The following is a 21,405-nucleotide window of genomic DNA, read 5'->3' on the forward strand; positions in this document are numbered from 1 at the left end:
CAAGCGCTTACCTTTCGTATTCTTGCTACCGTGCAGCCCTGTACGAAGGGTAATTAAGGCTGCGAATCATATCACAGCCCGAATTAATGCGGGGTCCGGAACTTGTAAACTTTAATAAAGCCTTTTCCCAAACGTGCTTTCACCGGGCGCGGCTATGCTTAACGACCGCCGCGGATCAAGCCCCCCAGACCACGACGCTCCATAAATGCCGCGACCTGCTGGCGAACTTCGCTCGCGGTCTGCGCCAGCAGACTGTGTTCCGCCAGTTTTTCCGCCTCTTCACGATCGATATGGCGCAGCAGGTATTTTACCCGCGCCACATTCCGACCGTTCATACTGAGATGGTGATAGCCCAGACCGATTAGCAGCACCACACACATCGGGTCGCCCGCCATTTCGCCGCACAGGCAGAGTTCAATTCCCGCGCGTTCCGCCTGTAAGGCGATGCTCTGCAGGGCATGCAGCATCGCCGGATGCAGGCTGTCGTACAGGCTCGCGACCCGGGTATTATTGCGATCCACCGCCAGCAGATACTGGGTTAAGTCGTTAGTGCCGACCGAGACAAAATCGATACGCCCCGCCAGGTGCGGGATCATAAACAGCATTGACGGCACTTCGATCATAATGCCGATGCGCGGTTGCGGAATGGCGTAACCCAACATTTCCGCCACTTCGTGACCGGCACGTTCGATCAGCCGTTTCGCTTCATCAATCTCTTCAATGCTGGTGATCATCGGCAGCAGAATACTGAGATTGCCGGTCGCCGCATTGGCGCGCAGCATCGCCCGGACCTGCACCAGAAAGATCTCCGGCTGATCGAGCGTCAGGCGGATGCCGCGCCAGCCGAGGCAAGGGTTCTCTTCGCTAATCGGCATATAGGGCAGTTGTTTATCGGCGCCGATATCCAGCGTACGCAGGGTTACCGGCTTATTCAGGAACAGCTGCAACATCCCCTGATACTGCGCGACCTGTTCCTCTTCCGAAGGGAAGCCGCTGTGCAGCATAAACGGGATTTCGGTACGGTACAGGCCGACGCCATCCACCCAGCTACCCAGCGCCTGCTCATGCTCGGCGCTAAGACCGGCATTCAGCATCACCTGCACCCGTTCACCACTTTTCAGCGCGCCCTGCTGCTCAACAAGATCTTCCGCCATCTTGCTCAGCTCGTTCTCTTCGCTGATCAGACGCTGATACTCCTGGACCAGCACCGGCTCAGGATCGACCAGCAGTTCGCCGCGATAGCCATCGACGATCAGTAAGCGTTTATTGAGCAACTCCGGCTGAATATCGGCGCCCATCACCGTCGGAATGCCCATTGCGCGCACCAGAATGGCGGCATGAGAGTTGGACGCGCCATCGCGCACCACCACCCCCGCCAGACGATCCTGCGGCAGCTCCGCCAGCGTGGCAGCGGTTAACTCATCGGCCACCAGCACAAAACGTTCCGGCCAGGCATTGGTGCCCTGCAGACTATCGTCGAGATGAAACAGCAGGCGCTGCCCGAGAGCCCGCAGGTCGCCGGCACGTTCGCGCAGATAGGTATCCTGCAGGTTGGCGAACTGCGCGGCAAATTTCTCAATAACGGTTTTCACCGCCCATTCGGACACCGATCCGGCATCGATCTCGGCAAACAGGTCGTTCTTCAGCCGCGCATCGCTCAGCAGGTGCGAATAGAGATCGAAGATCGCCGCACTCTCTTTCTGCACGCTGGCGGTGAAACGTTTACTGAAGCGTCGAAACTCGCTTGAGGCTTCGGCCATCGCCAGTTGCAGACGTTCGCGTTCACGATGGGTATCCAGCGTTGAAGCGGCAGAAACCTGATCGAGCGACGGCTGAGTGGTGTCGACCCAGCCCGGCGCCACCGCTACGCCCGGCGCCGCCGCCAGTGCGCGAATACGCGTCTGTCGGAACTGGCCGAACAGCTGGTGAAGTTGCGACTGCGACAGGATGGTTGCCATTTGCGTGGCAAGGGTAACCAGAAAGGACTCTTCACTCTCGTCGAACTGACGATGTTCACGCTGCTGTACCACCAGTACGCCAAGTAACTGACGGCGGGTGATAATCGGCACGCCAAGGAAAGAGCGAAAACGTTCTTCCTTAACCGCCGGCACATATTTAAAGCTGGGGTGTTTTTGCGCATCCGCAAGGTTAATCGGCTCAGCCAGGCGACCGACCAGACCGACGATCCCTTCGTCAAATGCAAGCGTGACCGTGCGCCCGCGCGGCTTTTTCAGCCCGCGCGTTGCCATCAGGTAGTAACAGCGGCGATCATGGTCAGCGAGATAAACCGAGCAGACCTCAGTATCCATTGCCAGGCAAATCTCGTTAACCAGGATCTCGAGCGACTCATTTATGCGCGGAGCCCCCGCTACTTTCTCAACAATATCGCGCAACTGAGTGAGCATAATCTGCGTGGCTTAACCTCTTTTCCGTCGATAAGCAGGCGCATTGCGCTGCACAGAACTCTCCTGCAACGGCATTACCACGCCAGAAAAGTCCTTCATCACGCGGCGGTAGACATCACGTTTAAAAGAAACCACCTGGCGCACCGGATACCAGAAGCTCACCCAACGCCAGCCATCAAATTCCGGCGTGCTGCTGGTTTGCATATTGATATCCGCGTCATTACACATCAACTGCAGAAGAAACCACTTTTGTTTCTGGCCGATACAAACCGGCTTTGTGTCCCAACGCACCAAACGTTTTGGCAACTTATAGCGTAACCAGTTACGGGTAGAAGCAAGAATACGGACGTCTTTCCGGTGTAAACCAACTTCTTCGAAAAGTTCGCGGTACATCGCCTGTTCCGCAGTTTCACCAGGATTAATCCCTCCCTGAGGAAACTGCCAGGAGTGTTGTCCATAACGCCTGGCCCACAACACTTGTCCCTGCTTATTACAGATTACGATACCAACATTCGGGCGGTAGCCATCATCATCGATCACCGGACTACCTCAAACTAAAACTCGGATGTTCTGATTGTTTCATACTCCTTACAGACGGTAAACCACTGGTTGCGGCTGTGAACAACGGATAACAATGGGATAACTCACAGATATCATCAAAGTTATGAACAGATACCCCCCGAAAAGCGCGATCTTATTCACGTTTTCTGTGGATAGCTTTGTGCAGAACTCGGTACATAGCCGGGGAAAACTTTTTGCGACGGCGCAAAAAGCATTTTTCGCTGCAGAAATTAAGCTATACGAATCAATCTGATGATAAAGTTGATCACAGGCTTTCCCGCAAGTTTCCGCCCCGCAAATCCCCCCGGTTCAGGTAACTGGCGAAAGATCGAACGCTGCGCTTTTTATCCACAGATTATGCCAGTAAGTTACGCACAAAAAGCGCTGTTCGCGCAAAACACCCGGTCGTCAAGGCTGTAAATCAAAACAGTATTCCTTTAAAAAGCGACTTATCCCACATTTCTGTGGATAACCGGGGTGCAGATCCTGTTCATTGTCGATGACAAGCTGGGAAAACCCGGCCTGGTGTGAATAACCCTGGTCGGCGGATGAAATAAAAAAGCACGTGTAATCATGCTATTATTGCTGTTTTACACATTAGATGGGGCGCGGCAACAGGCTTGCGTCATAACTGATTGTTTTTTAACCTTCAGCGCAGGAATTATTATGGCCGTTGATTTTCCGCCTGTTCTTCCGCCGGAAGATGAGGCCGCCTTGCTGGCGCGTGCGCAGGCCCTGGCGGGCTATACGCTGGCTGAACTGGCACTGAAAGCACAATTACCGATGCCGGCGGACCTGAAACGCGATAAAGGCTGGGTTGGCACACTGCTGGAAATTCATCTCGGCGCCAGTGCCGGCAGCAAGCCGGAACAGGACTTTGCCGCCATTGGCATTGAACTGAAAACCATCCCGGTAGACAGCCTCGGGCGTCCGCTGGAGACGACCTTTGTTTGCGTCGCGCCGCTCACCGGCAACAGTGGCGTCACCTGGCAGACCAGTCATGTGCGCCACAAACTGGCCCGGGTGTTATGGATCCCGGTTGAAGGCGACCGGGCGATCCCGCTGGCCGCACGTCGGGTCGGCGCCCCGCTGCTGTGGAGTCCAGACGCCGCCGAGGAGCAGCAGTTGCAACGCGACTGGGAAGAGTTGATGGATATGATTGTCCTTGGTCAGGTGGAGCGCATCACCGCGCGTCATGGCGAAGTACTGCAAATTCGCCCGAAAGCCGCCAACAGCAAAGCACTGACCGAAGGGATTGGTGAAAACGGTCAGCCGATTATGACCCTGCCGCGTGGTTTTTATCTGAAGAAAACCTTTACCGGCCCGCTGCTGGCCCGGCACTTTTTACTTTAAATTTTCCCCGCCGCTGTCAATGATCGGTATAATCACCGTTTAACTTTCGTTTAGGATGCACTGGCACAATGTTTGACTGGATTGCAGATCCCAATGCCTGGTTAGCGCTCGGAACCCTAACCATTCTGGAAATCGTTCTCGGTATTGATAATATTATTTTCCTCTCGCTGGTCGTGTCTAAGCTGCCAAAACATCAACAGAACAAAGCGCGACGCCTGGGCCTTGCGGGTGCCATGTTGATGCGTTTAGCACTGCTGGCGTCGATTGCCTGGGTTATTCGCCTGACTAACCCGCTGTTCACGCTAATGGACCACTCCTTTTCGGCGCGCGATCTGATCCTGCTATTTGGTGGTCTATTCCTGCTGTGGAAATCCAGTATGGAGATCCATGAAACCATTGAGGGCGGTGAAGAACAGCATAAAACCAATGTGCACACCTTCTTTGGCGCCATTGTGCAGATTATGCTGCTGGATATTATCTTCAGCCTCGATTCAGTGATTACCGCCGTCGGTCTCTCCGATCACCTGTTTATTATGATGGCCGCGGTCGTGATTGCCGTCGGCGTGATGATGTTTGCCGCCAGAGCGGTAGGAGAGTTTGTTGACCGCCATCCATCGGTGAAAATGCTGGCGCTGGCATTCCTGATACTGGTTGGCTTCACCCTGATCCTCGAAAGCTTTAACGTTCATGTACCAAAAGGTTACATTTATTTCGCCATGTTCTTCTCAATGGCGGTAGAGAGCCTGAACCTGATGCGTAATAAGAAAAACCCGCTGTAATCCTTGTCAATGGCGAGCTGTGCTCGCCATAACAATTCAGAATCATGCGATTAACGCCTCGCGGTAAAAGGTTTATTACTACACTGGTAAACTGAAGAGAAAACCGGGGAGGAGCATGGATGAAGTGGATATTAAGTGCAGCCGCGATCGCTGCAACGCTGCTGCTAAGCGGTTGTAGCACTGATTACGTGATGGCGACCAAAGATGGCAGCATGATTATGACCGAAGGCAAACCCGTTATCGATAAAGAGACCGGACTGGTAAAATATATTGATAAGTCAGGGCATGAGTTGCAGATCAACAGCGATGAAGTCTCCACCATTATAGAGCGTTAATCCTCGTGAATTTTACCTGCTGCACGCTTTGCAAAGCTGCAGCGGGCTTTTCCTGCGCATTTCCCACTAAATCCCCTCTTCCCCCTCTCCGCCAGCGCGGTTATAGTCAAAAAAGCTGCAACCAGGATTTAACCTTTCCATAATGAAAAAAGGAAGCCGGCAAATGCAATATCACCGTATCCCCCATAGCACACTGGAAGTCAGCACGCTGGGGTTAGGAACCATGACGTTTGGTGAGCAAAATAGCGAAGCCGACGCCCATGCTCAACTGGATTTGGCCTTAAGTTCCGGTATCAACCTGATTGATACCGCAGAGATGTACCCGGTGCCTCCGCGCCCGGAAACCCAGGGTCTGACCGAAAGCTATATTGGCAGCTGGATCAAAGCGCGCGGTAACCGCGATAAAATCGTACTGGCGTCAAAAGTGGCCGGGCCGTCACGCGGCAATGATGCCTCGATTCGCCCACAGCAGGCGCTGGACCGTAAAAATATTCGCACCGCGCTTGAAGCCTCCCTGAAACGCCTGAACACCGATTATCTCGATTTGTATCAGTTGCACTGGCCACAGCGTCCGGCCAACTACTTTGGCAAACTGGGCTATGAATACAGCGATGCCAGCGTCCCGGTCACCCTGCTGGAGACGCTTGAAGCGCTGCATGAACAGGTACGCGCCGGCAAGATCCGCTATATCGGCGTCTCGAATGAAACCGCATGGGGCGTGATGCGTTATCTGCAACTGGCGGAAAAGCATGAGTTGCCGCGCATTGTCACCATTCAAAACCCCTACAGCCTGTTAAACCGCAGTTTTGAAGTGAATCTGGCGGAGATCAGCCAGCATGAAGGCGTCGAGCTGCTGGCCTATTCAAGCCTGGCGTTTGGCACCCTGAGTGGTAAGTATCTGCATGGGGCGAAACCGGTCGGCGCGCGTAATACGCTGTTCAGCCGCTTTACCCGCTACAGCGGTGAGCAGGCGCAACTGGCGATCGCGGAATATGTGGCGTTAGCGAAAAAGCACCATCTCGATCCATCGCAGATGGCGCTGGCGTTTGTGCGTCAGCAACCTTTCGTTGCCAGTACACTGTTAGGCGCCACCACGCTGGAACAGCTGCAGATCAATATCGACAGTTTTAATCTGACGCTAAATGAAGAGGTAATGCAGGGACTGGAAGCGATTCATCGCCGTTATACCTATCCGGCGCCGTAAAAACCAGGACGGGAGCCATTAGCGGCTCCCGTGACGATCACTGCGGCAACTTGCCTTCCTGTTTCAGATAATCAGTCAGCAAGTACTGCGCATTGCCCTCATCGGACAGTAACTGGCTGTAGGAGATCGGACGGCTGACGCCCTCACCCGGCAGCGTCAGTTCGCCGGAGTTGGCGTTATTAAGGTTGAGTACCACAAACTTTTTGCCATCGACATTGACACTGTAGTCACGACGATCGCCTTTGTTCTCCACGTCCATTAGCTGTATCTTCTGGTCCCAGTCATGATCGGCATGGGTGATCTGCACCAGTGCTTTATTATCCGCACGCTTGCCATAACGCAGAGTCCACACCCTGACCCCTTCATTACCGGTCCAGGCCTTGACTGATTCCGCCACTTCAGGACGTGGGGCATCGGCCGATACCGCGCTTAGAGAGACCACAGATAACAGCGCAAGAAGAAAGATTTTGTTTAGCATTTGATTATCCTTTTCAAAAAAACTCCAGTGGAACCGTGGGCCAACGGAGCGCATAAATGCGCCCGTGGCGATAATTTACCCGATCTTTCTTTTTTGCGCTAACTGCCAGCCCCACAGCACCGCAATAGCGATCGCAAATAGCGCGCCAAAACCGATCCCGGCCGCCACCGCAGGCGCACCCAGCTTAATTGCCAGCGAATAGAGTCCGAGCATTATCAGCATCGCGCTGTTCTCGCCGAGATTCTGCACCGCAATGGCATTACCCGCCCCCACCGTCGCTTTCCCACGCTCCTGCAGCAGCGCATTCAGCGGCACCACAAAGAAACCGCCGAGAATCCCGATAATCACCAGCAGCAGATAAGCATTGAGCAGGCTGTGCTGTACGGCAAACACCACCACCGCCACACCGATCAGCACCCCGGCAGGCATACAGCGCCCGACGGTTTTTAACGTCACCAGCCTGGCGGCGGCGGCGGCGCCAATAACGATGCCAACCGCCACCATCGCATTCAGCAGGGTCGGAGTTTTGTTATCGCTGATGCCCAGCGCCACCGGGACCCATAACACCAGCAGAAAACGCAGCGTTACACCCGCGCCCCAGAACAGACTGGTGCCCACCAGGGAGAAGCGGGTTTCGCCGTTGCGCCATAATACCCGGCAGGCATGGAAGAAACTGCGCGACATGCGGAGCGGATGCCAGCTCTGTCCGGCGCGTGCGGCCGCCAGTTTCGGGATCAACAGGTTAGCCGCCACCGCCAGGCCATAGGCCAGCACACAGGCGATCAACGCCGCCAGCAGGCTCCAGTCGGCTAATACGCCACCCGCGACCGATCCCAGCAGGATCGCCGCAATGGTGGACGCCTCCATCAGGCCATTGGCCTTCACCAGTTTTTCCCCACTGGTGATTTCGCCGAGAATGCCATACTTCGCTGGCGAGTAGGCCGCCGCGCCAACGCCCACCAGGCTGTAACCGATAAACGGATTAAAACCAAAGCAGATCACCAGTGCTCCCAACAACTTCAGCCCGTTGGCGAACATCATCACCCGCCCTTTGGCAAAGCTATCGGCAATCTGTCCGACAAAAGGCGCAAGGACGATATAGGTCGCGACAAATACCATCTGCAATACCGGCTGACTCCAGTCCGGATAGAGCTGATTTTTAATCACTGCCAGCGTGGCAAACAACAGTGCGTTATCGCCAAACGCCGAGAGAAACTGGGCGGCGATGACCGCCATCATGCCTCGCGACAGTAGCGGTTGTTCGTCGGTCAGGGTATTGCTCATGCGGTATGCGCCTCTTCTTCTGCCATTTTACGCAGGGTAACAAAATCCGGTTTGCCGCTACCCAGCTGTGGTAACTGTTTCATAAAGCGTATATCGCGCGCGACCGCCAGTTCCGGGCTGCCCAGTTCACGGGCCGCGCTCAGCAGCCGTTCGCGCGTCAGTTCGCTGTCGCTGGTAAACAGCACCAGCGCTTCGCCGCGACTGCCATCGGCTTTCATCGATGCCGCATGCTGCTTCTCTGGCGACGCTTTCAGCGCAATTTGCTCTACGGTCTCCAGCGATACCATCTCACCGGCAATTTTTGCGAAGCGTTTCACTCGTCCCTGGATCTGGCAAAAACCGTGTTGGTCAAAGCTGACAATATCGCCGGTATCATACCAGCCGGCTTCCAGCTGCCCTTCGCCGTTATCAGCCTGCGGTTCCTCAAGGACGCCAGGGCGCTCAACCCGCAGATAACCTTTCATAATATTCGGCCCGCGCAGCTGCAACTGGCCCCCCTGCTCAATGCCCGGTACGGCAATCAGCCGCGAGTCCATTCCCGGCAGAATACGTCCGACACTGTGCGGTCGTGCCGCCATCGGCACGTTAATCGCCACCACCGGCGCGCATTCCGTTACGCCATAACCTTCCAGAATGCGAATGCCAAAGCGGTCCTGCCAGGCCTGGCGGGTGTTCTCCTGCAGTTTCTCGGCGCCCGCCACCACATAACGCAGACGGGCAAAATCATAAGGATTGGCAAAGCGCGCGTAATTGCCGAGGAAGGTTGAGGTGCCAAACAGTACGGTACAGTTGCGGTCATATACCAGCTCCGGGACAATGCGATAGTGCAGCGGGCTGGGATAAAGAAACACTTCGGCGCCGGTCATCAACGGCGCCAATAACCCCACGGTAAGACCAAAGGCATGGAACAGCGGCAGTGCCGACATAAAGCGGTCGCGCGGGGTGAAATCGGCAACGGTACGAATCTGTTCGACGTTTGCCAGCAGGCTTTTATGCGAGTGCACCACCCCTTTCGGGTTACCTTCCGAACCGGAAGTAAACAGTACCATCGCCGCATCTTCCGGCTGCTGCGCCAGCATCGCGCTGCGCGGCAGCAGCAGGCGGCTGAGGATCCACAGTTTATCCTGCAGCGTCACGCTATCTTTCAGATCTTCGAGGAAGATCCACCGTACCTGGCTAATACCTGGCGGCAGATGTTGCAGTTTGCCTTTTTCGAGGAACTGGCGCGAGGTAAACACGGTTTTCACTTCGGCTGCTTTTAGCGCGCTGCTTAACCCCTGCACACCGGCGGTATAGTTCAGCATCGCCGGAATACGGCCGCGCATCGACGCGCCGAGAATGGCCGCAGCGGTCACCGTGGCATTCGGCAGCAGCAGGCCGATATATTCGCCCGGTTGCGTATAACGTTCGAGGATTCGCCCCACCCCCAGCGCTTTCTTCAGCAGGCCGTTATAGCTGTCTGGTGTAAAGTTGATATCTTCGATGCAGTTTTTGCCATGGCCATAGCGGGTGCGGGCACTGAGAAAGGCTTCGTACAGCGTTTCGCGCGGGCGCACCGCCATCCGCGCTTCCATCATTATATGATGCAAATGCTCACCGGCGAGAATGCGGCGATCACGGGCACGCGGCGCATCGGGCATCGGAATTGAGGTGGCGGGCAGCACCGTTAGGGTAATACGCGGGAACAGACGCCGTTTAAACACCCCGCCGAGACGACCGAAAGGGGTATATTCCGCGCCTTCGATACGCAGCGGCACGACCGTCGCCTGCGACTTCGCGGCGACAAAACCGGCGCCGCTATAAATTTTCATCAGTGAGCTGGTCACCGTGATGCGCCCTTCCGGGAAGATCACCACCGGACGCCCCTGGCCAATCATGCGCACCAGATGTTTTACCGCCATCGGTTTAGTCGGATCGAGGGGGACAAAATCGATTACCGATTTCAGCCAGCGCATATACCATTTTTCACTGATGGAGGAGTAGACGGCAAACACCGGTTTAACCGGCAGAAACACCGCCAGCAACACGCCATCAAGGAAAGACATATGGTTTGGCGTGATCAACACCCGCTCTTTATACAACGCAGCAATATCGCCGCGCAGTTCAGCGCGGTACATCAGGCGAAATAAACAGCGGAACAACGAAAACAGCATGCCAGCTCCTTAGCATCCAGAGATATTGCGTATCACGATGCAGGATATGGCGACGTAACTCAATGCGCGATAAGTCAAAACGGTGAAATTATTACTGCTGATATCATCTGCGGTCAGCGGATTATGCCCGCTGACCGCCTGCTCACTACAGTTTAAATGAGGCCATCGCCTGCACCAGGTGCTGGGTTTGCTCCTCCAGCGAACGGGTGGCCATTGCCGATTGTTCCACCAGCGCGGCGTTCTGTTGCGCCACATCTTCCATCTGGTTGACGGCAAGATTGATCTGATCGATGCCGAGGCTCTGTTCCTTCGAAGCAATGGCAATTTCACGCATCAGCACATTAATATTAATAATTTGCCCGGCAATTTCATTCATCGTCTCACTGGCGCGGGTGGTAAGCAGCGTGCCGGTTTCCACCCGGTTGCGGGAATTGGAAATCAGCTCATGAATCTCTTTCGACGCCTGCGCGCTGCGCTGCGCCAGCACCCGCACTTCATTCGCCACCACCGCAAAGCCGCGTCCTTGCTCACCGGCACGCGCGGCCTCTACCGAGGCGTTCAACGCGAGAATATTGGTCTGAAAAGCAATGCCATCAATCACCGTCAGAATATGGGCAATCTGATCGGAACTGCGGGCGATCTCTTTCATATTTTCCATCACGTCGAGCATCACTTTACTGCCCGACTGCGCGGTAGAAGAAACGCTCTCCGACAGTTCATGGCCCTGTTTGGCATTTTCGGCGTTATGTTTCACCGTGGAGGTAAGCTGTTCCATACTGGCCGCCGTCTCCTCAAGTGAAGAGGCCGACATTTCGGTACGCCGCGATAAATCATCGTTGCCGTTGGCCAGCTCGGTACTGCCGGTTTCAATCTGCATACTGGCATCCCGTACCCGCGATACCGAAGCCACCAGCGACTGCTGCATCACGCCAAGACCGGCATTCAGGCGGCCCAGTTCGTTGGCGCTGGCTGCCGGGATCGGCTGAGTAAGATCGCCTTCGGAGATATACTCCAGCAGCCTGACCGCCTGATGCAATGGATTAATCAGCATCATGCGCATCACCATCCATGCCAGCATCATCAGCACCAGCGTCAGCACCACGCAACAGGCAATCATCACCATCATCATGGTCTTGTCGCTGCCGGCATTCTCCAGCTGCTGCTGCCCGACGTTCTGGGCAAAATCGAAGAAATTTTTATTCGCTTTATCAAAAGCGATACCCAGCGGACGCAGTTGGCTATCAATCATCGCGTAGTAGGTCTTCAGATCGCGCTGTTTCAGCGCGTTAATCATCGGATTTAATCCCTGCTGGCGATAATCCTGGTAGGCCTTGTTAATCTCCTGCGCCAGCGCCTCAGCACGCTCATCGCCCTTCACTGCGGCAAAGAATTGCTGGAGCTCCCGATCGGCAGTATCGGCATAAGTCGCGGCACGCTGCGCCGCCGAGGCGCCATCATCAAGTTTATTCAGTTCGATATTACGCACCGCCAGCGAGGCAACTACGCGGATACGTTGCATATTGGTGTTACTGCTGGCCAGATTACCCAGTTGCACGCCCTGAGTATTATTCACGGCAAGCAGTGATTGATAGCTCTTGTTAATCGCCACCATTCCCATCACGCTGACAATTAACAACAGCGTGGTCATCAGAGCAAGCAGTGACAACAAACCCGTTCGTATTGAAATGTTTTTCATTGTGACAGCACCCGGTTAACAGAATTAACTCACAGCTGTATCTATCGGCGTGATGTGAATCACCTTTAGTCACAACGAAATTATTTCTCCGCTAACGATATTGCACTCCAGCCGCCGCCCAATGCCGCAATCAGTTCAACGCTGGTTACCCACTGAGTGCTTTGCAGTGACAACAGGTTCTGCTGCTGGCTCAGGCTGGTGTTCTCAGTACTGGCCACATCGAGATAATCGATCATGCCTGCCTGATACTGGTTATAGGTAACCCGGGCTGACTGTTTTGCCGCCTCGGCCGCACGCTGCTGCGCCAGCACTTCTGTTTGCAGAGTATTCAGCTCCACCAGATAGTTTTCCACTTCCTGGAAACCGGTCAGCACCGCCTGGCGATAGCTGGCGACACTGGCATCATAAGCGGCGCGCGCCTGATCAACTTTCGCTGAGGTGGCGCCAAAATCAAGCAGTGTGCCGCTGAGTTCCGGCCCCAGCGACCAGGCACGATTCGGCAGCGAAACCAGGTTATGCAGCGCCGAACCGGAAAAACCGCCGCTGGCGCTCAGGGTTAAGTCCGGATAGTAACCGGCAATCGCCACGCCGACCGCGGCATTGGCGGCCGCCACATTGCGCTCGGCATAGGCGATATCCGGGCGGCGCTGCAGCAGCTGCGACGGCAGCGCGTCAGGGATCGGCGGCAAGCTGGCGGCCAGCGTTGCAACCGGCAGACTAAATTCCGCCGGGGTTTTGCCAATCAGCATGGCGATGGCATGTTCCAGCTGCGCGCGTTGCCAGCTGAGATCGAGGGCTGAGGCGCGGGCGCTCTCCAGCTGCGTTTGCGCCTGCGCCAGAGTGGCGCGGGATTCCGATCCGGCCTGATATTTATTTTCAATTACCTGCAAGTAGCGCTGATAGGCGGCAACGCTCTGCTGATACAGCGCAATCTGCTGATCCATCACCCGTAACTGGAAGTAATCCTGCGCCAGCGTCGATTGCGCGCTCAGGGTGATATTGGCCAGCTCAGCTGCGCTGGCATCGGCGCTGGCACGATTCTCCTCAAGCGTACGCCGCAATTTACCCCACAGATCCAGCTCCCAGCTGGCGCTGGCCTGCAGCGAATGGCTATTGCTGACGCTTTGCTGAACGCTGCCGCTGCTGCTGGTACTACTGCTGCCACTGCGGGTTGAACTGGCGGTGCCGGTGACCGTCGGCAACAGATCGGCGCGCGACTCCGCCGCCAGCGCCAGCGCCTGGCGATACTGCGCTTCGTATTGCGCCACATTCTGGTTGGAGATACGAACCTGGCTGAGCAGGCCCGACAGCGTCGGGTCATTATACACCGCCCACCATGCGCCTTTGCCGAGGTGATCCTGCGGCGTCGCTTCGCGCCAGCCTTTGGCGTTTTTATAATGGGCCGGCACCGCCGCTGACGGACGCTGATAGTCAGGCCCAACGGCACAGCCGCTCAGCAGCAGAGCCATAATTAACGCAGGTAATATCGCTATATTGGTTTTCATCACAAATTATTCAGCATGGCGCAGGCGTTGCCACTGACGTTTAGTGGCGCGGCTGGCGCGATCAAGATAGAGGTACACCACCGGCGTGGTGAACAGAGTAAGTAACTGGCTTAACGCCAGGCCACCAGCGATGGCCAGCCCCAGCGGGCTGCGCAGATCGGCATCGCCGCCGCTGCCCAATGCCAGCGGCAGCGCGCCAAAAAAAGCCGCCAGAGTGGTCATCATAATCGGACGGAAACGCATCAGGCAGGCCTGGGTAATCGCCTGCTGCGGCGTCATACCGTGCTGGCGTTCGGCTGCCAGCGCAAAATCGATCATCATAATGGCGTTCTTTTTAACGATACCAATTAACAGCAAAATACCGATCAGGGCGATCACCGTCAGCTGGGTGTTAGTCAGCAACAGTAACAGCAGCGCCCCGACCCCGGCGGAAGGCAGCGTTGAGAGAATGGTCAGCGGATGGATATAGCTCTCGTACAGCATCCCCAGCACGATATACACCGCCGCCAGCGCGGCGAGAATCAGCCACGGCATCGACGCCGTCAGCGCGGCAAAGGCTTTAGCTGTGCCCTGGAAGCTTGCCTGTACCGTATCCGGCAGGCCGATTTGCGCCATTGCCGCTTTGATCAGCGTCTGCGCCTGTTGCAGCGAAACGCCATCCGCCAGGTTAAAGGCGATAGTGCTGGTCGCTGACTGCCCCTGATGGGCCACCGACAGCGGCGCATTGCCGCCGCTAAAGCTGGCGAAGGCGGACAACGGTACCTGATCGCCATTGCTATTAATCACAAACAGCTGCTCCAGCAGCGCCGGATCGCGGGTGTAAGCCGCATCCAGCGTCATCACCACATGGTACTGATTCAGCGTGTGATATAGCGTGGCGATCTGCCGCTGGCTGAAAGCGTTATTCAACAGGGTATCCACCATTTGTACATTGATGCCCAGCCGGGTCGCACGTTCACGATCAATAGTGATCATCACTTCCTGACCGCCGGTCTGCGAATCGGAGTCGACACTGGTCAGCTGTGGGATATTCTCCAGCGCCGCTTTCACTTTCGGCGTCCAGATGCGCAGGGTATCGAGATCGTCCGCCTGCAGGCTGTACTGATACTGCGCGTTAGCGCTGCGGCCACCGATATGAATATCCTGCGCGGCCATCAGGAATAGCTCGACGCCGGGAATATTGCGGGTTTTCGCGCTGAGCCGGTTAGCCACTTCGCTGGCGGTAGCATCACGCTGATCGAAATCCTTCAGATGGACAAAAAAGTTGGCGCTGTTACGCGAGCCAAAGGCCCCGCTGCCGATGGACGACATCACGCCATCCACCGCCGGATCCTGCTGAATCATTTTAGCAAAGGTCTTCAGCTTCGGTTCCATCGCCTGAAACGAGACGTTTTGATCCGCACGCAGCATGCCCATCAGCAAACCGGTATCCTGATTGGGAAAGAAGCCTTTCTGCACCACCGAGTAAAGGAATATATTGAGAATGATGGTCAGGATCAGGCTGAACATGGTCAGGCGCTGATGACGCATCACCCAGTTCAGCGCGCGGGCATAGGCCGCCAGCAGCGCATTGAGCCGGTTTTCTATCCACTGATACAGCGGGTGGGGCCGCGCGGAGACTGGCGGCTTGCGGCGCAATAAGCGTGAGCAGAGCATTGGCGTCAGACTGAGGGATACCAGCATCGAGATGATTAACGATACCGTTAGCGTGACGGCAAACTCGCGGAACAGGCGACCGACAATGCTGCCCATCAGCAGAATCGGAATAAATACCGCCACCAGCGACAGTGTCATCGACAGTACCGTAAAGCTGACTTCCTGCGCCCCTTTCAGCGAGGCGCGCACCGGACTCAGGCCCTCTTCGATATAGCGGGTGATATTTTCCAGCACCACAATCGCATCATCGACCACAAAGCCGGTCGCGATAATCAGCGCCATCAGCGACAGGTTATCGAGGCTGTAATCCAGCAGATACATCACCGCGCAGGTGCCGATTAACGATACCGGCAGCGCCAGCGCCGGGATTGCCAGCGCCCGCAGATCGCGCAGAAAGACGAATACCACGCCAATCACCAGCGCGATAGCGATCAGCAGAGTCTCTTCGGTGTCATACAGCGAGGCACGAATATTCGGTGAGCGATCGACCACGATCTTCAGGCTGACACCACCCGGCAGATCCTTTTGCAGGGCGGGCAACTGCGCCTTAATATCATCAATGGTTTCCAGCATATTAGCCCCGGCCTGGCGCGTTACGCCCAGCATCACCGATGGCGTCTGGTTGTAGTAACCGACATTATATTTGTCTTCCACCGAGTCATAGACCGTCGCCACATCATTGAGGTGGATCGCACGACCGTCCTGATAACTCACCACCAGATTGCGGTACTGGCTGGCGCTGTCCAGCTGGCCATTACTGTCCACTACCCACGACTGGTTATTCCCTTCCAGCATCCCTTTCGGCAGATTAGTGGTGCTGTTGGCGATGGCGCTGCGTACGGTATCCAGTGAGACGCCAAAATGGCTCAGCTGCTGCGGCTGCAGATCGATACGTACCGCCGGTAAGGCGCTGCCCACCAGCGAAACTTCACCGACCCCCTTCACCTGAGCAATTTTTTGCTTAATTTTGCTGGAGGCAAGGTCGTACAGCTCGCCATTGCTGACGGTCGAGGAGGTAAGCGCCAGCATCACAATCGGCGCATCGGACGGGTTGGCTTTGCGGTAAGTCGGCAGCGACGCCATGCTACTTGGCAGCAGACTGCGCGCGGCATTGATCGCTCCCTGCACATCGCGCGCGGCGCCGTTAATATCGCGATCCAGTTCAAACTGCAAAATGATATTGGTGGATCCCTGTGAGCTGCTGGAGCTCATTTCGGTAATGCCGGCGATCTGCCCCAGCGCGCGTTCCAGTGGGGTTGCCACCGTCGCCGCCATGGTTTCCGGGCTGGCGCCAGCCAGACTGGCGGAAACCATAATCGTTGGGAAATCCACCTGCGGCAGCGGTGCCACCGGCAACAGCCGGTAACCCAGCAGACCAAGCAACAGCAGCGCCAGGGTTAACAGCAGGGTGGCAACCGGCCGGAAGATAAACAGTTTGACGATATTCATTCGTCTCTCCGCTGTTGCGTGTTACGCAGCCAGCGCTTACCACGCTGTGAAAAACCGTCAAACATCAGGTAGATCACCGGGGTGGAGAAGAGCGTCAGCACCTGGCTGAAGATCAGACCGCCGACAATTACCAGCCCGAGCGGCTGGCGCAACTCCGCGCCCGAGCCCTGCGCCAGCATCAGCGGCAATGCACCGAGCAGCGCCGCCATGGTGGTCATCATAATCGGACGGAAACGCAGCAGACAGGCCTGATGAATCGCTTCGCGCGGGCTGAGATGCTGCTTATTCTCCGCTTCCAGCGCAAAGTCGATCATCATAATGGCGTTCTTTTTAACAATGCCGATTAGCAGGATCACCCCAATCAGCGCGATCAGGCTGAATTCCGTACCCGCCAGCATCAGAGTTAACAGCGCCCCTACCGCTGCCGATGGCAGTGTCGACAGAATGGTAACCGGATGGATAAAACTCTCATACAGAATGCCGAGCACCACATACATAGTCAGCAAGGCCGCGAGAATTAACCACAGGGTATTGCCGGTGGCACTCTGAAACGCCGCCGCTTCGCCCTGGTAGCGCAGGGTGATACTGGCGGGCAGCGCCAGCTGCTTACTGATATCGGCGATCGCCTGCTGCGCCTGCTCTAACGAATAGCCATCGTTAAGGTTAAAAGAGACCGTGACCGCCGGGAACTGGTTCAGACGCATATGCACCAGCGAACCGCTGCGCTGTTGGATTTTTGCAATCGCCGTCAGCCGGACCATGCCGCTGCTGGTCGATGATGTGCTGGTGGTGGTACTGGTACTGCTGCTGGTGCTACTGGTACTACTGGTGCTGCTGGTCGAAGAGGCGCTGCTCGCCAGCCAGATATCGTCAAATGACGCCGGGGATTGCTGATACTTCGGCTGCACCTCCAGCACCACGCGATACTGATTCGCCTGAGTGAAAATGGTCGATACCAGGCGCTGACCAAAGGCATTGTAAAGTGCGGTATCGACGTCAGCCGCGGTGATACCGTAACGCGCCGCCGCATCGCGGTTCAGTTCGACCCACGCCACCTGCCCCTGATTCTGCAGATTACTGACGACGGCATTAAACTCCGGACGCTGCTGCAACGCCGCCACCAGTTGCGGCGACCACTGCACCAGATTTTCACTGTCGGCGTCATCGAGGGTGAACTGATACTGACTTGGCGTCACCTGGTCATTGACGGTTAAATCCTGCGACGACTGCATATACAGCTGAATACCCGGTACCTGCTGTGTCGCCTGCTTCAGTTCGGCGATAATCGCATCGGCGCGCTGATCGCGCTGATCAAATGACTTCAGATTGATTTGCAGACGACCGCTATTCAGGCTGGTGTTGTTGCCGTCAATCCCTACCGTCGAGGAGAGACTATCCACCGCCGGGTTCTGCAGAATAATATCGGCCAGCCGTTGCTGACGCTTTGCCATCTCGCCAAACGAGACATCCTGCGAAGCGACGGTAACCCCCTGAATCAGCCCGGTATCCTGAGCCGGGAAAAAGCCTTTCGGGATCACCAGATACAGCAACGCGGTAAATACCAGTGTTGCCAGCGCCACCAGCAGGGTGAGGCGCTGATGATTCAGTACCACCGTCAGCATCCGGTCATAACCGCGCACCAGCAGATCGAAGAACTCGCCGCCTTTACGATAGAAACGTGTCTGACGATGTTGCGGAATATGGCGCAGCAGATAAGCACACAGCATCGGCGTCAGGGTTAAGGACACCAGCATGGAAACCAGAATCGCAACCGCCAGCGTAATGGCGAACTCACGGAACAGACGCCCGACCACATCGCCCATAAACAGCAGCGGGATCAGCACCGCAATCAGGGAAAAAGTCAGGGAGATAATGGTAAAACCGATCTGCGCCGACCCTTTTAATGCCGCCTGCATCGGAGTTTCCCCGGCTTCCAGCCGCCGCGAAATATTCTCCACCACCACGATGGCATCATCAATAACAAAGCCGGTCGCCACGGTCAGCGCCATCAGCGACAGGTTATTCAGGCTAAAGTCACAGAGATACATCACGCCAAAGGTGCCCACCAGCGACAGCGGCACCGCCACACTGGGGATCAGCGTCGCCGCCAGATTGCGCAGGAACAGGAAGGTCACCATCACCACCAGCGCAATCGACAGCATCAGTTCAAACTGCACGTCGCTGATTGACGCGCGGATGGTCTGGGTACGGTCGGATAAAATCTGCACCTTCACGCCATCCGGCAACGCCTCCTGCAGTTTCGGCAACTGGGCTTTGATATTATCCACCACCGAGATCACATTGGCGCCCGGCTGACGCTGGACGCTAATCACAATCGCCGGGCTGTGATTGGCCCATGCCGACTGGTAGCTATTTTCCGCCGCTTCTGAAATTTGCGCGATATCGCGCAGCCGGAGCGCCGCCCCATCCTGATATGTCAGAATCAGGTTGCCGTACTCTTTGGCGGTACGTAGCTGATCGTTAGCATCAATGGTGACCGAGTGGTATTTACCATCGAAGCCCCCTTTTGAGCCATTGACGTTACTGTTACTTATTAGCGTGTTAACGTCTTCCAGCGTCAGACCATGCGCCGCCAGCGCTTGTGGATCCATCTGCACGCGGATCGCCGGTTGCTGCCCGCCTGCCAGCGTCACCATACCGACGCCGGAGATTTGCGAGAGCTTTAGCGCAATACGGGTATTAACCAGATCCTGCACTTTGGTCAGCGGCAGCGTATCTGAGGTCGCGGCCAGGGTGATTACCGCGCTATCGGCCGGATTGACCTTTTTATAGGTGGGCGGGTTCGGCAGATCGTCCGGCAGCAGACTATCAGCGGCATTGATCGCCGCCTGGACTTCCTGCTCCGCCACGTCCAGCGACAGTTCCAGTGAGAACTTTAGCGTAATGATCGACGAGCCGCTGGAGCTGCTGGAGGTCATCTGGCTGAGTCCCGCCATCTGTCCAAGCTGGCGTTCCAGCGGCGCGGTCACCGAAGATGCCATCACATCCGGGCTGGCGCCGGGATAGAGAGTGGTGACCTGAATGGTTGGGTAATCCACCTGCGGCAAAGCCGAGGTGGAAAGAAAACGATAAGCAAACAGCCCGGAGAGTAGTACCCCCACCATCAGTAAAATGGTCGCTACCGGGCGTTCAATAAAGATGCGGGAAGGATTCATTGCGCCTGCGCGCTCCCGCCGGCTGCTTTGGTTTGCTGTGTGCTGACCAGCGTAACCTTACTGCCGTTGGTCAGACGATCGATACCCTCGGTGACAACCCGCTGCCCGGCTTTCACGCCGGAAAGGATGGTCTGCTGATCTTCCCCAAAGGTCGGGCCGGTTTTTACTGCGGTGCGGCTGACGGTGTTGTCCTGATTGATCACATAGACAAAGTTGCCGTCGCTGCTCAGCTGTAACGCCTGCGCCGGGATCACCGTCGCCTGCTTCAGCGTCGCGGTTTGCAGCCGTACATTAACAAACTGATTCGGGTAGAGTGCATCATCCTGATTGGCGAAGGTCGCTTTCAGCGCCACACTGCCGGTATCAGTATTGATTTCGTTACTCATAAACTGCACCACGCCCTGCTCCAGCGCAGTACTGCCGTCCTGGTCAAACGCGGTGGCCGGCAGCGTCTGGCCGTTATGCAGCGCTTTTGCCAGCAGCGGGATATAACTTTGCGGCACGCTAAAGGTGACGGCCGCGGGCTGGGTTTGTGTGATGGTGACAATACCGGTGGTGTCGCTGCTGTGCACCATATTACCGGCATCGACCAGGCGTAAACCGGCGCGACCGCTGATTGGCGAGGTGATGCTGGCAAATTCAATATCCAGTTTTGCTGCGTCGATCTGTGCCTGCGCAGCCTTGATCGTGCCGCGATATTGGCCGACGGTGGCGATCTGACTATCCAGATCCTGGCGCGCCAGTGAATCCTGCGCATACAGTTTCTGATAACGCGTCAGCGTCAGTTCAGCGCTTTTCAGCAACGCCTGGTTCTCCGCCAGCGTGCCCTGATACTGCGCCATCGTCGCCTGGTAACTGCGCGGATCGATTTGCGCCAGCAGCTGTCCTGCTTTTACTTTCTGCCCTTCCGTAAACAGCACTTTGATCAGCTGACCATCCACCCGACTGGTGACCGTCACGCTGGCATTGGGGATCACGGTGCCGAGCGCATTCAGATAAACCGGAACATCAGCGACGGTGACCATGCCGCTATGCACCGGCGTGCTGACACCGGCCATCATCCCCATTCCTCCGGGACCACCGGGACCGCCAGGGCCGCCGGGTCCACCCGGCGCACCGCCGGCAATCTGCGGACCGGAAGGCCAGAAACGGTATGCCAGCGCAGCAATAATCAATAACAGGATCACAACCGGCAGGATGCGGCGAAACAGGGATTTTTTTGCGGTGAAGGTCATGAGATTCTTTTAATCAGGTAAACAAAGCTCGAATACGGATCGGGTAAACCCGATCCGCAACATCAGCACAGATAATTGCGAGACATTATCATCTGTATTGCCGATTAATTTCTATGCGCAGAGTGTAAGGATTATG

The 21,405-nt window shown here is 56.2% G+C and carries 14 protein-coding genes; 4 read left to right on the plus strand and 10 right to left on the minus strand.

Annotation, left to right across the window (positions count from 1 at the left end):
- Positions 1-158 precede the first annotated feature (158 nt).
- Both ptsP and rppH read right to left on the minus strand, forming a co-directional pair.
- Positions 159-2,405, minus strand: a complete 2,247-nt coding sequence (ptsP, locus tag JWF83_RS23860; protein WP_413652986.1) for a phosphoenolpyruvate--protein phosphotransferase — start codon at positions 2,403-2,405, stop codon at positions 159-161.
- Between the two features lie 12 nt (positions 2,406-2,417).
- A complete protein-coding gene (rppH, locus tag JWF83_RS23865) occupies positions 2,418-2,945 on the minus strand; it encodes an RNA pyrophosphohydrolase (RefSeq protein WP_413652987.1) in 528 nt (175 codons plus the stop codon).
- Positions 2,946-3,632: 687 nt separating this feature from the next.
- On the opposite strand from rppH, the gene mutH reads away from it, so the two are divergent.
- The 4 genes from mutH to JWF83_RS23885 all read left to right on the plus strand — a co-directional run bounded on the left by mutH (position 3,633) and on the right by JWF83_RS23885 (position 6,637).
- Positions 3,633-4,319, plus strand: a complete 687-nt coding sequence (mutH, locus tag JWF83_RS23870) for a DNA mismatch repair endonuclease MutH (protein WP_413652988.1) — start codon at positions 3,633-3,635, stop codon at positions 4,317-4,319.
- Positions 4,320-4,387: 68 nt separating this feature from the next.
- A complete protein-coding gene (locus JWF83_RS23875; protein ID WP_413652989.1) occupies positions 4,388-5,098 on the plus strand; it encodes a TerC family protein in 711 nt (236 codons plus the stop codon).
- Between the two features lie 119 nt (positions 5,099-5,217).
- On the plus strand, positions 5,218-5,433 hold the full coding sequence (locus JWF83_RS23880) for a YgdI/YgdR family lipoprotein (protein ID WP_413652990.1): 216 nt from the start codon (positions 5,218-5,220) through the stop codon (positions 5,431-5,433).
- A gap of 163 nt (positions 5,434-5,596) precedes the next feature.
- On the plus strand, positions 5,597-6,637 hold the full coding sequence (locus JWF83_RS23885) for an NADP(H)-dependent aldo-keto reductase (protein ID WP_413652991.1): 1,041 nt from the start codon (positions 5,597-5,599) through the stop codon (positions 6,635-6,637).
- A gap of 37 nt (positions 6,638-6,674) precedes the next feature.
- Here the strand turns inward: JWF83_RS23885 and JWF83_RS23890 are convergent, their stop codons facing one another.
- From JWF83_RS23890 to JWF83_RS23925, 8 genes are all read right to left on the minus strand, one after another.
- Entirely contained in the window at positions 6,675-7,115 is a 441-nt protein-coding gene (locus JWF83_RS23890) for a hypothetical protein (RefSeq protein WP_413652992.1), read from the minus strand.
- Between the two features lie 75 nt (positions 7,116-7,190).
- Entirely contained in the window at positions 7,191-8,399 is a 1,209-nt protein-coding gene (gene lplT, locus JWF83_RS23895) for a lysophospholipid transporter LplT (RefSeq protein ID WP_413652993.1), read from the minus strand.
- Positions 8,396-10,552 (minus strand): bifunctional acyl-ACP--phospholipid O-acyltransferase/long-chain-fatty-acid--ACP ligase, encoded by a 2,157-nt coding sequence (gene aas / locus JWF83_RS23900; protein WP_413652994.1) that lies wholly within the window; start codon positions 10,550-10,552, stop codon positions 8,396-8,398. Before aas ends, lplT begins: the two co-directional genes overlap by 4 nt.
- Before the next feature lie 145 nt (positions 10,553-10,697).
- Entirely contained in the window at positions 10,698-12,248 is a 1,551-nt protein-coding gene (locus tag JWF83_RS23905) for a methyl-accepting chemotaxis protein (protein ID WP_413652995.1), read from the minus strand.
- A gap of 80 nt (positions 12,249-12,328) precedes the next feature.
- On the minus strand, positions 12,329-13,753 hold the full coding sequence (locus tag JWF83_RS23910) for an efflux transporter outer membrane subunit (protein ID WP_413652996.1): 1,425 nt from the start codon (positions 13,751-13,753) through the stop codon (positions 12,329-12,331).
- A gap of 6 nt (positions 13,754-13,759) precedes the next feature.
- Complete coding sequence (locus JWF83_RS23915; protein ID WP_413652997.1) at positions 13,760-16,858, minus strand: multidrug efflux RND transporter permease subunit; 3,099 nt, start codon at positions 16,856-16,858, stop codon at positions 13,760-13,762.
- Positions 16,855-20,034, minus strand: a complete 3,180-nt coding sequence (locus JWF83_RS23920) for an efflux RND transporter permease subunit (protein WP_413652998.1) — start codon at positions 20,032-20,034, stop codon at positions 16,855-16,857. The genes JWF83_RS23915 and JWF83_RS23920 overlap by 4 nt, the downstream gene beginning before the upstream one ends.
- Positions 20,031-21,269, minus strand: coding sequence for an MdtA/MuxA family multidrug efflux RND transporter periplasmic adaptor subunit (locus JWF83_RS23925; RefSeq protein WP_413652999.1), 1,239 nt, complete (start codon positions 21,267-21,269; stop codon positions 20,031-20,033). Before JWF83_RS23925 ends, JWF83_RS23920 begins: the two co-directional genes overlap by 4 nt.
- Positions 21,270-21,405 lie beyond the last annotated feature (136 nt).

The sequence above is a fragment of the Pantoea sp. B65 genome, assembly GCF_047308185.1.
GTDB lineage: Bacteria > Pseudomonadota > Gammaproteobacteria > Enterobacterales > Enterobacteriaceae > Erwinia.

Bases quoted from the DNA above. Each gene is read 5' to 3' on its own strand.
- JWF83_RS23890 (WP_413652992.1), bottom strand. From the start codon at position 7,115: ATGCTAAACAAAATCTTTCTTCTTGCGCTGTTATCTGTGGTCTCTCTA.
- JWF83_RS23875 (WP_413652989.1), top strand. From the start codon at position 4,388: ATGTTTGACTGGATTGCAGATCCCAATGCCTGGTTAGCGCTCGGAACC.
- JWF83_RS23920 (WP_413652998.1), bottom strand. From the start codon at position 20,034: ATGAATCCTTCCCGCATCTTTATTGAACGCCCGGTAGCGACCATTTTA.
- JWF83_RS23915 (WP_413652997.1), bottom strand. From the start codon at position 16,858: ATGAATATCGTCAAACTGTTTATCTTCCGGCCGGTTGCCACCCTGCTG.
- ptsP (WP_413652986.1), bottom strand. From the start codon at position 2,405: ATGCTCACTCAGTTGCGCGATATTGTTGAGAAAGTAGCGGGGGCTCCG.
- JWF83_RS23905 (WP_413652995.1), bottom strand. From the start codon at position 12,248: ATGAAAAACATTTCAATACGAACGGGTTTGTTGTCACTGCTTGCTCTG.
- JWF83_RS23925 (WP_413652999.1), bottom strand. From the start codon at position 21,269: ATGACCTTCACCGCAAAAAAATCCCTGTTTCGCCGCATCCTGCCGGTT.
- JWF83_RS23910 (WP_413652996.1), bottom strand. From the start codon at position 13,753: ATGAAAACCAATATAGCGATATTACCTGCGTTAATTATGGCTCTGCTG.
- lplT (WP_413652993.1), bottom strand. From the start codon at position 8,399: ATGAGCAATACCCTGACCGACGAACAACCGCTACTGTCGCGAGGCATG.
- aas (WP_413652994.1), bottom strand. From the start codon at position 10,552: ATGCTGTTTTCGTTGTTCCGCTGTTTATTTCGCCTGATGTACCGCGCT.
- JWF83_RS23885 (WP_413652991.1), top strand. From the start codon at position 5,597: ATGCAATATCACCGTATCCCCCATAGCACACTGGAAGTCAGCACGCTG.
- mutH (WP_413652988.1), top strand. From the start codon at position 3,633: ATGGCCGTTGATTTTCCGCCTGTTCTTCCGCCGGAAGATGAGGCCGCC.
- JWF83_RS23880 (WP_413652990.1), top strand. From the start codon at position 5,218: ATGAAGTGGATATTAAGTGCAGCCGCGATCGCTGCAACGCTGCTGCTA.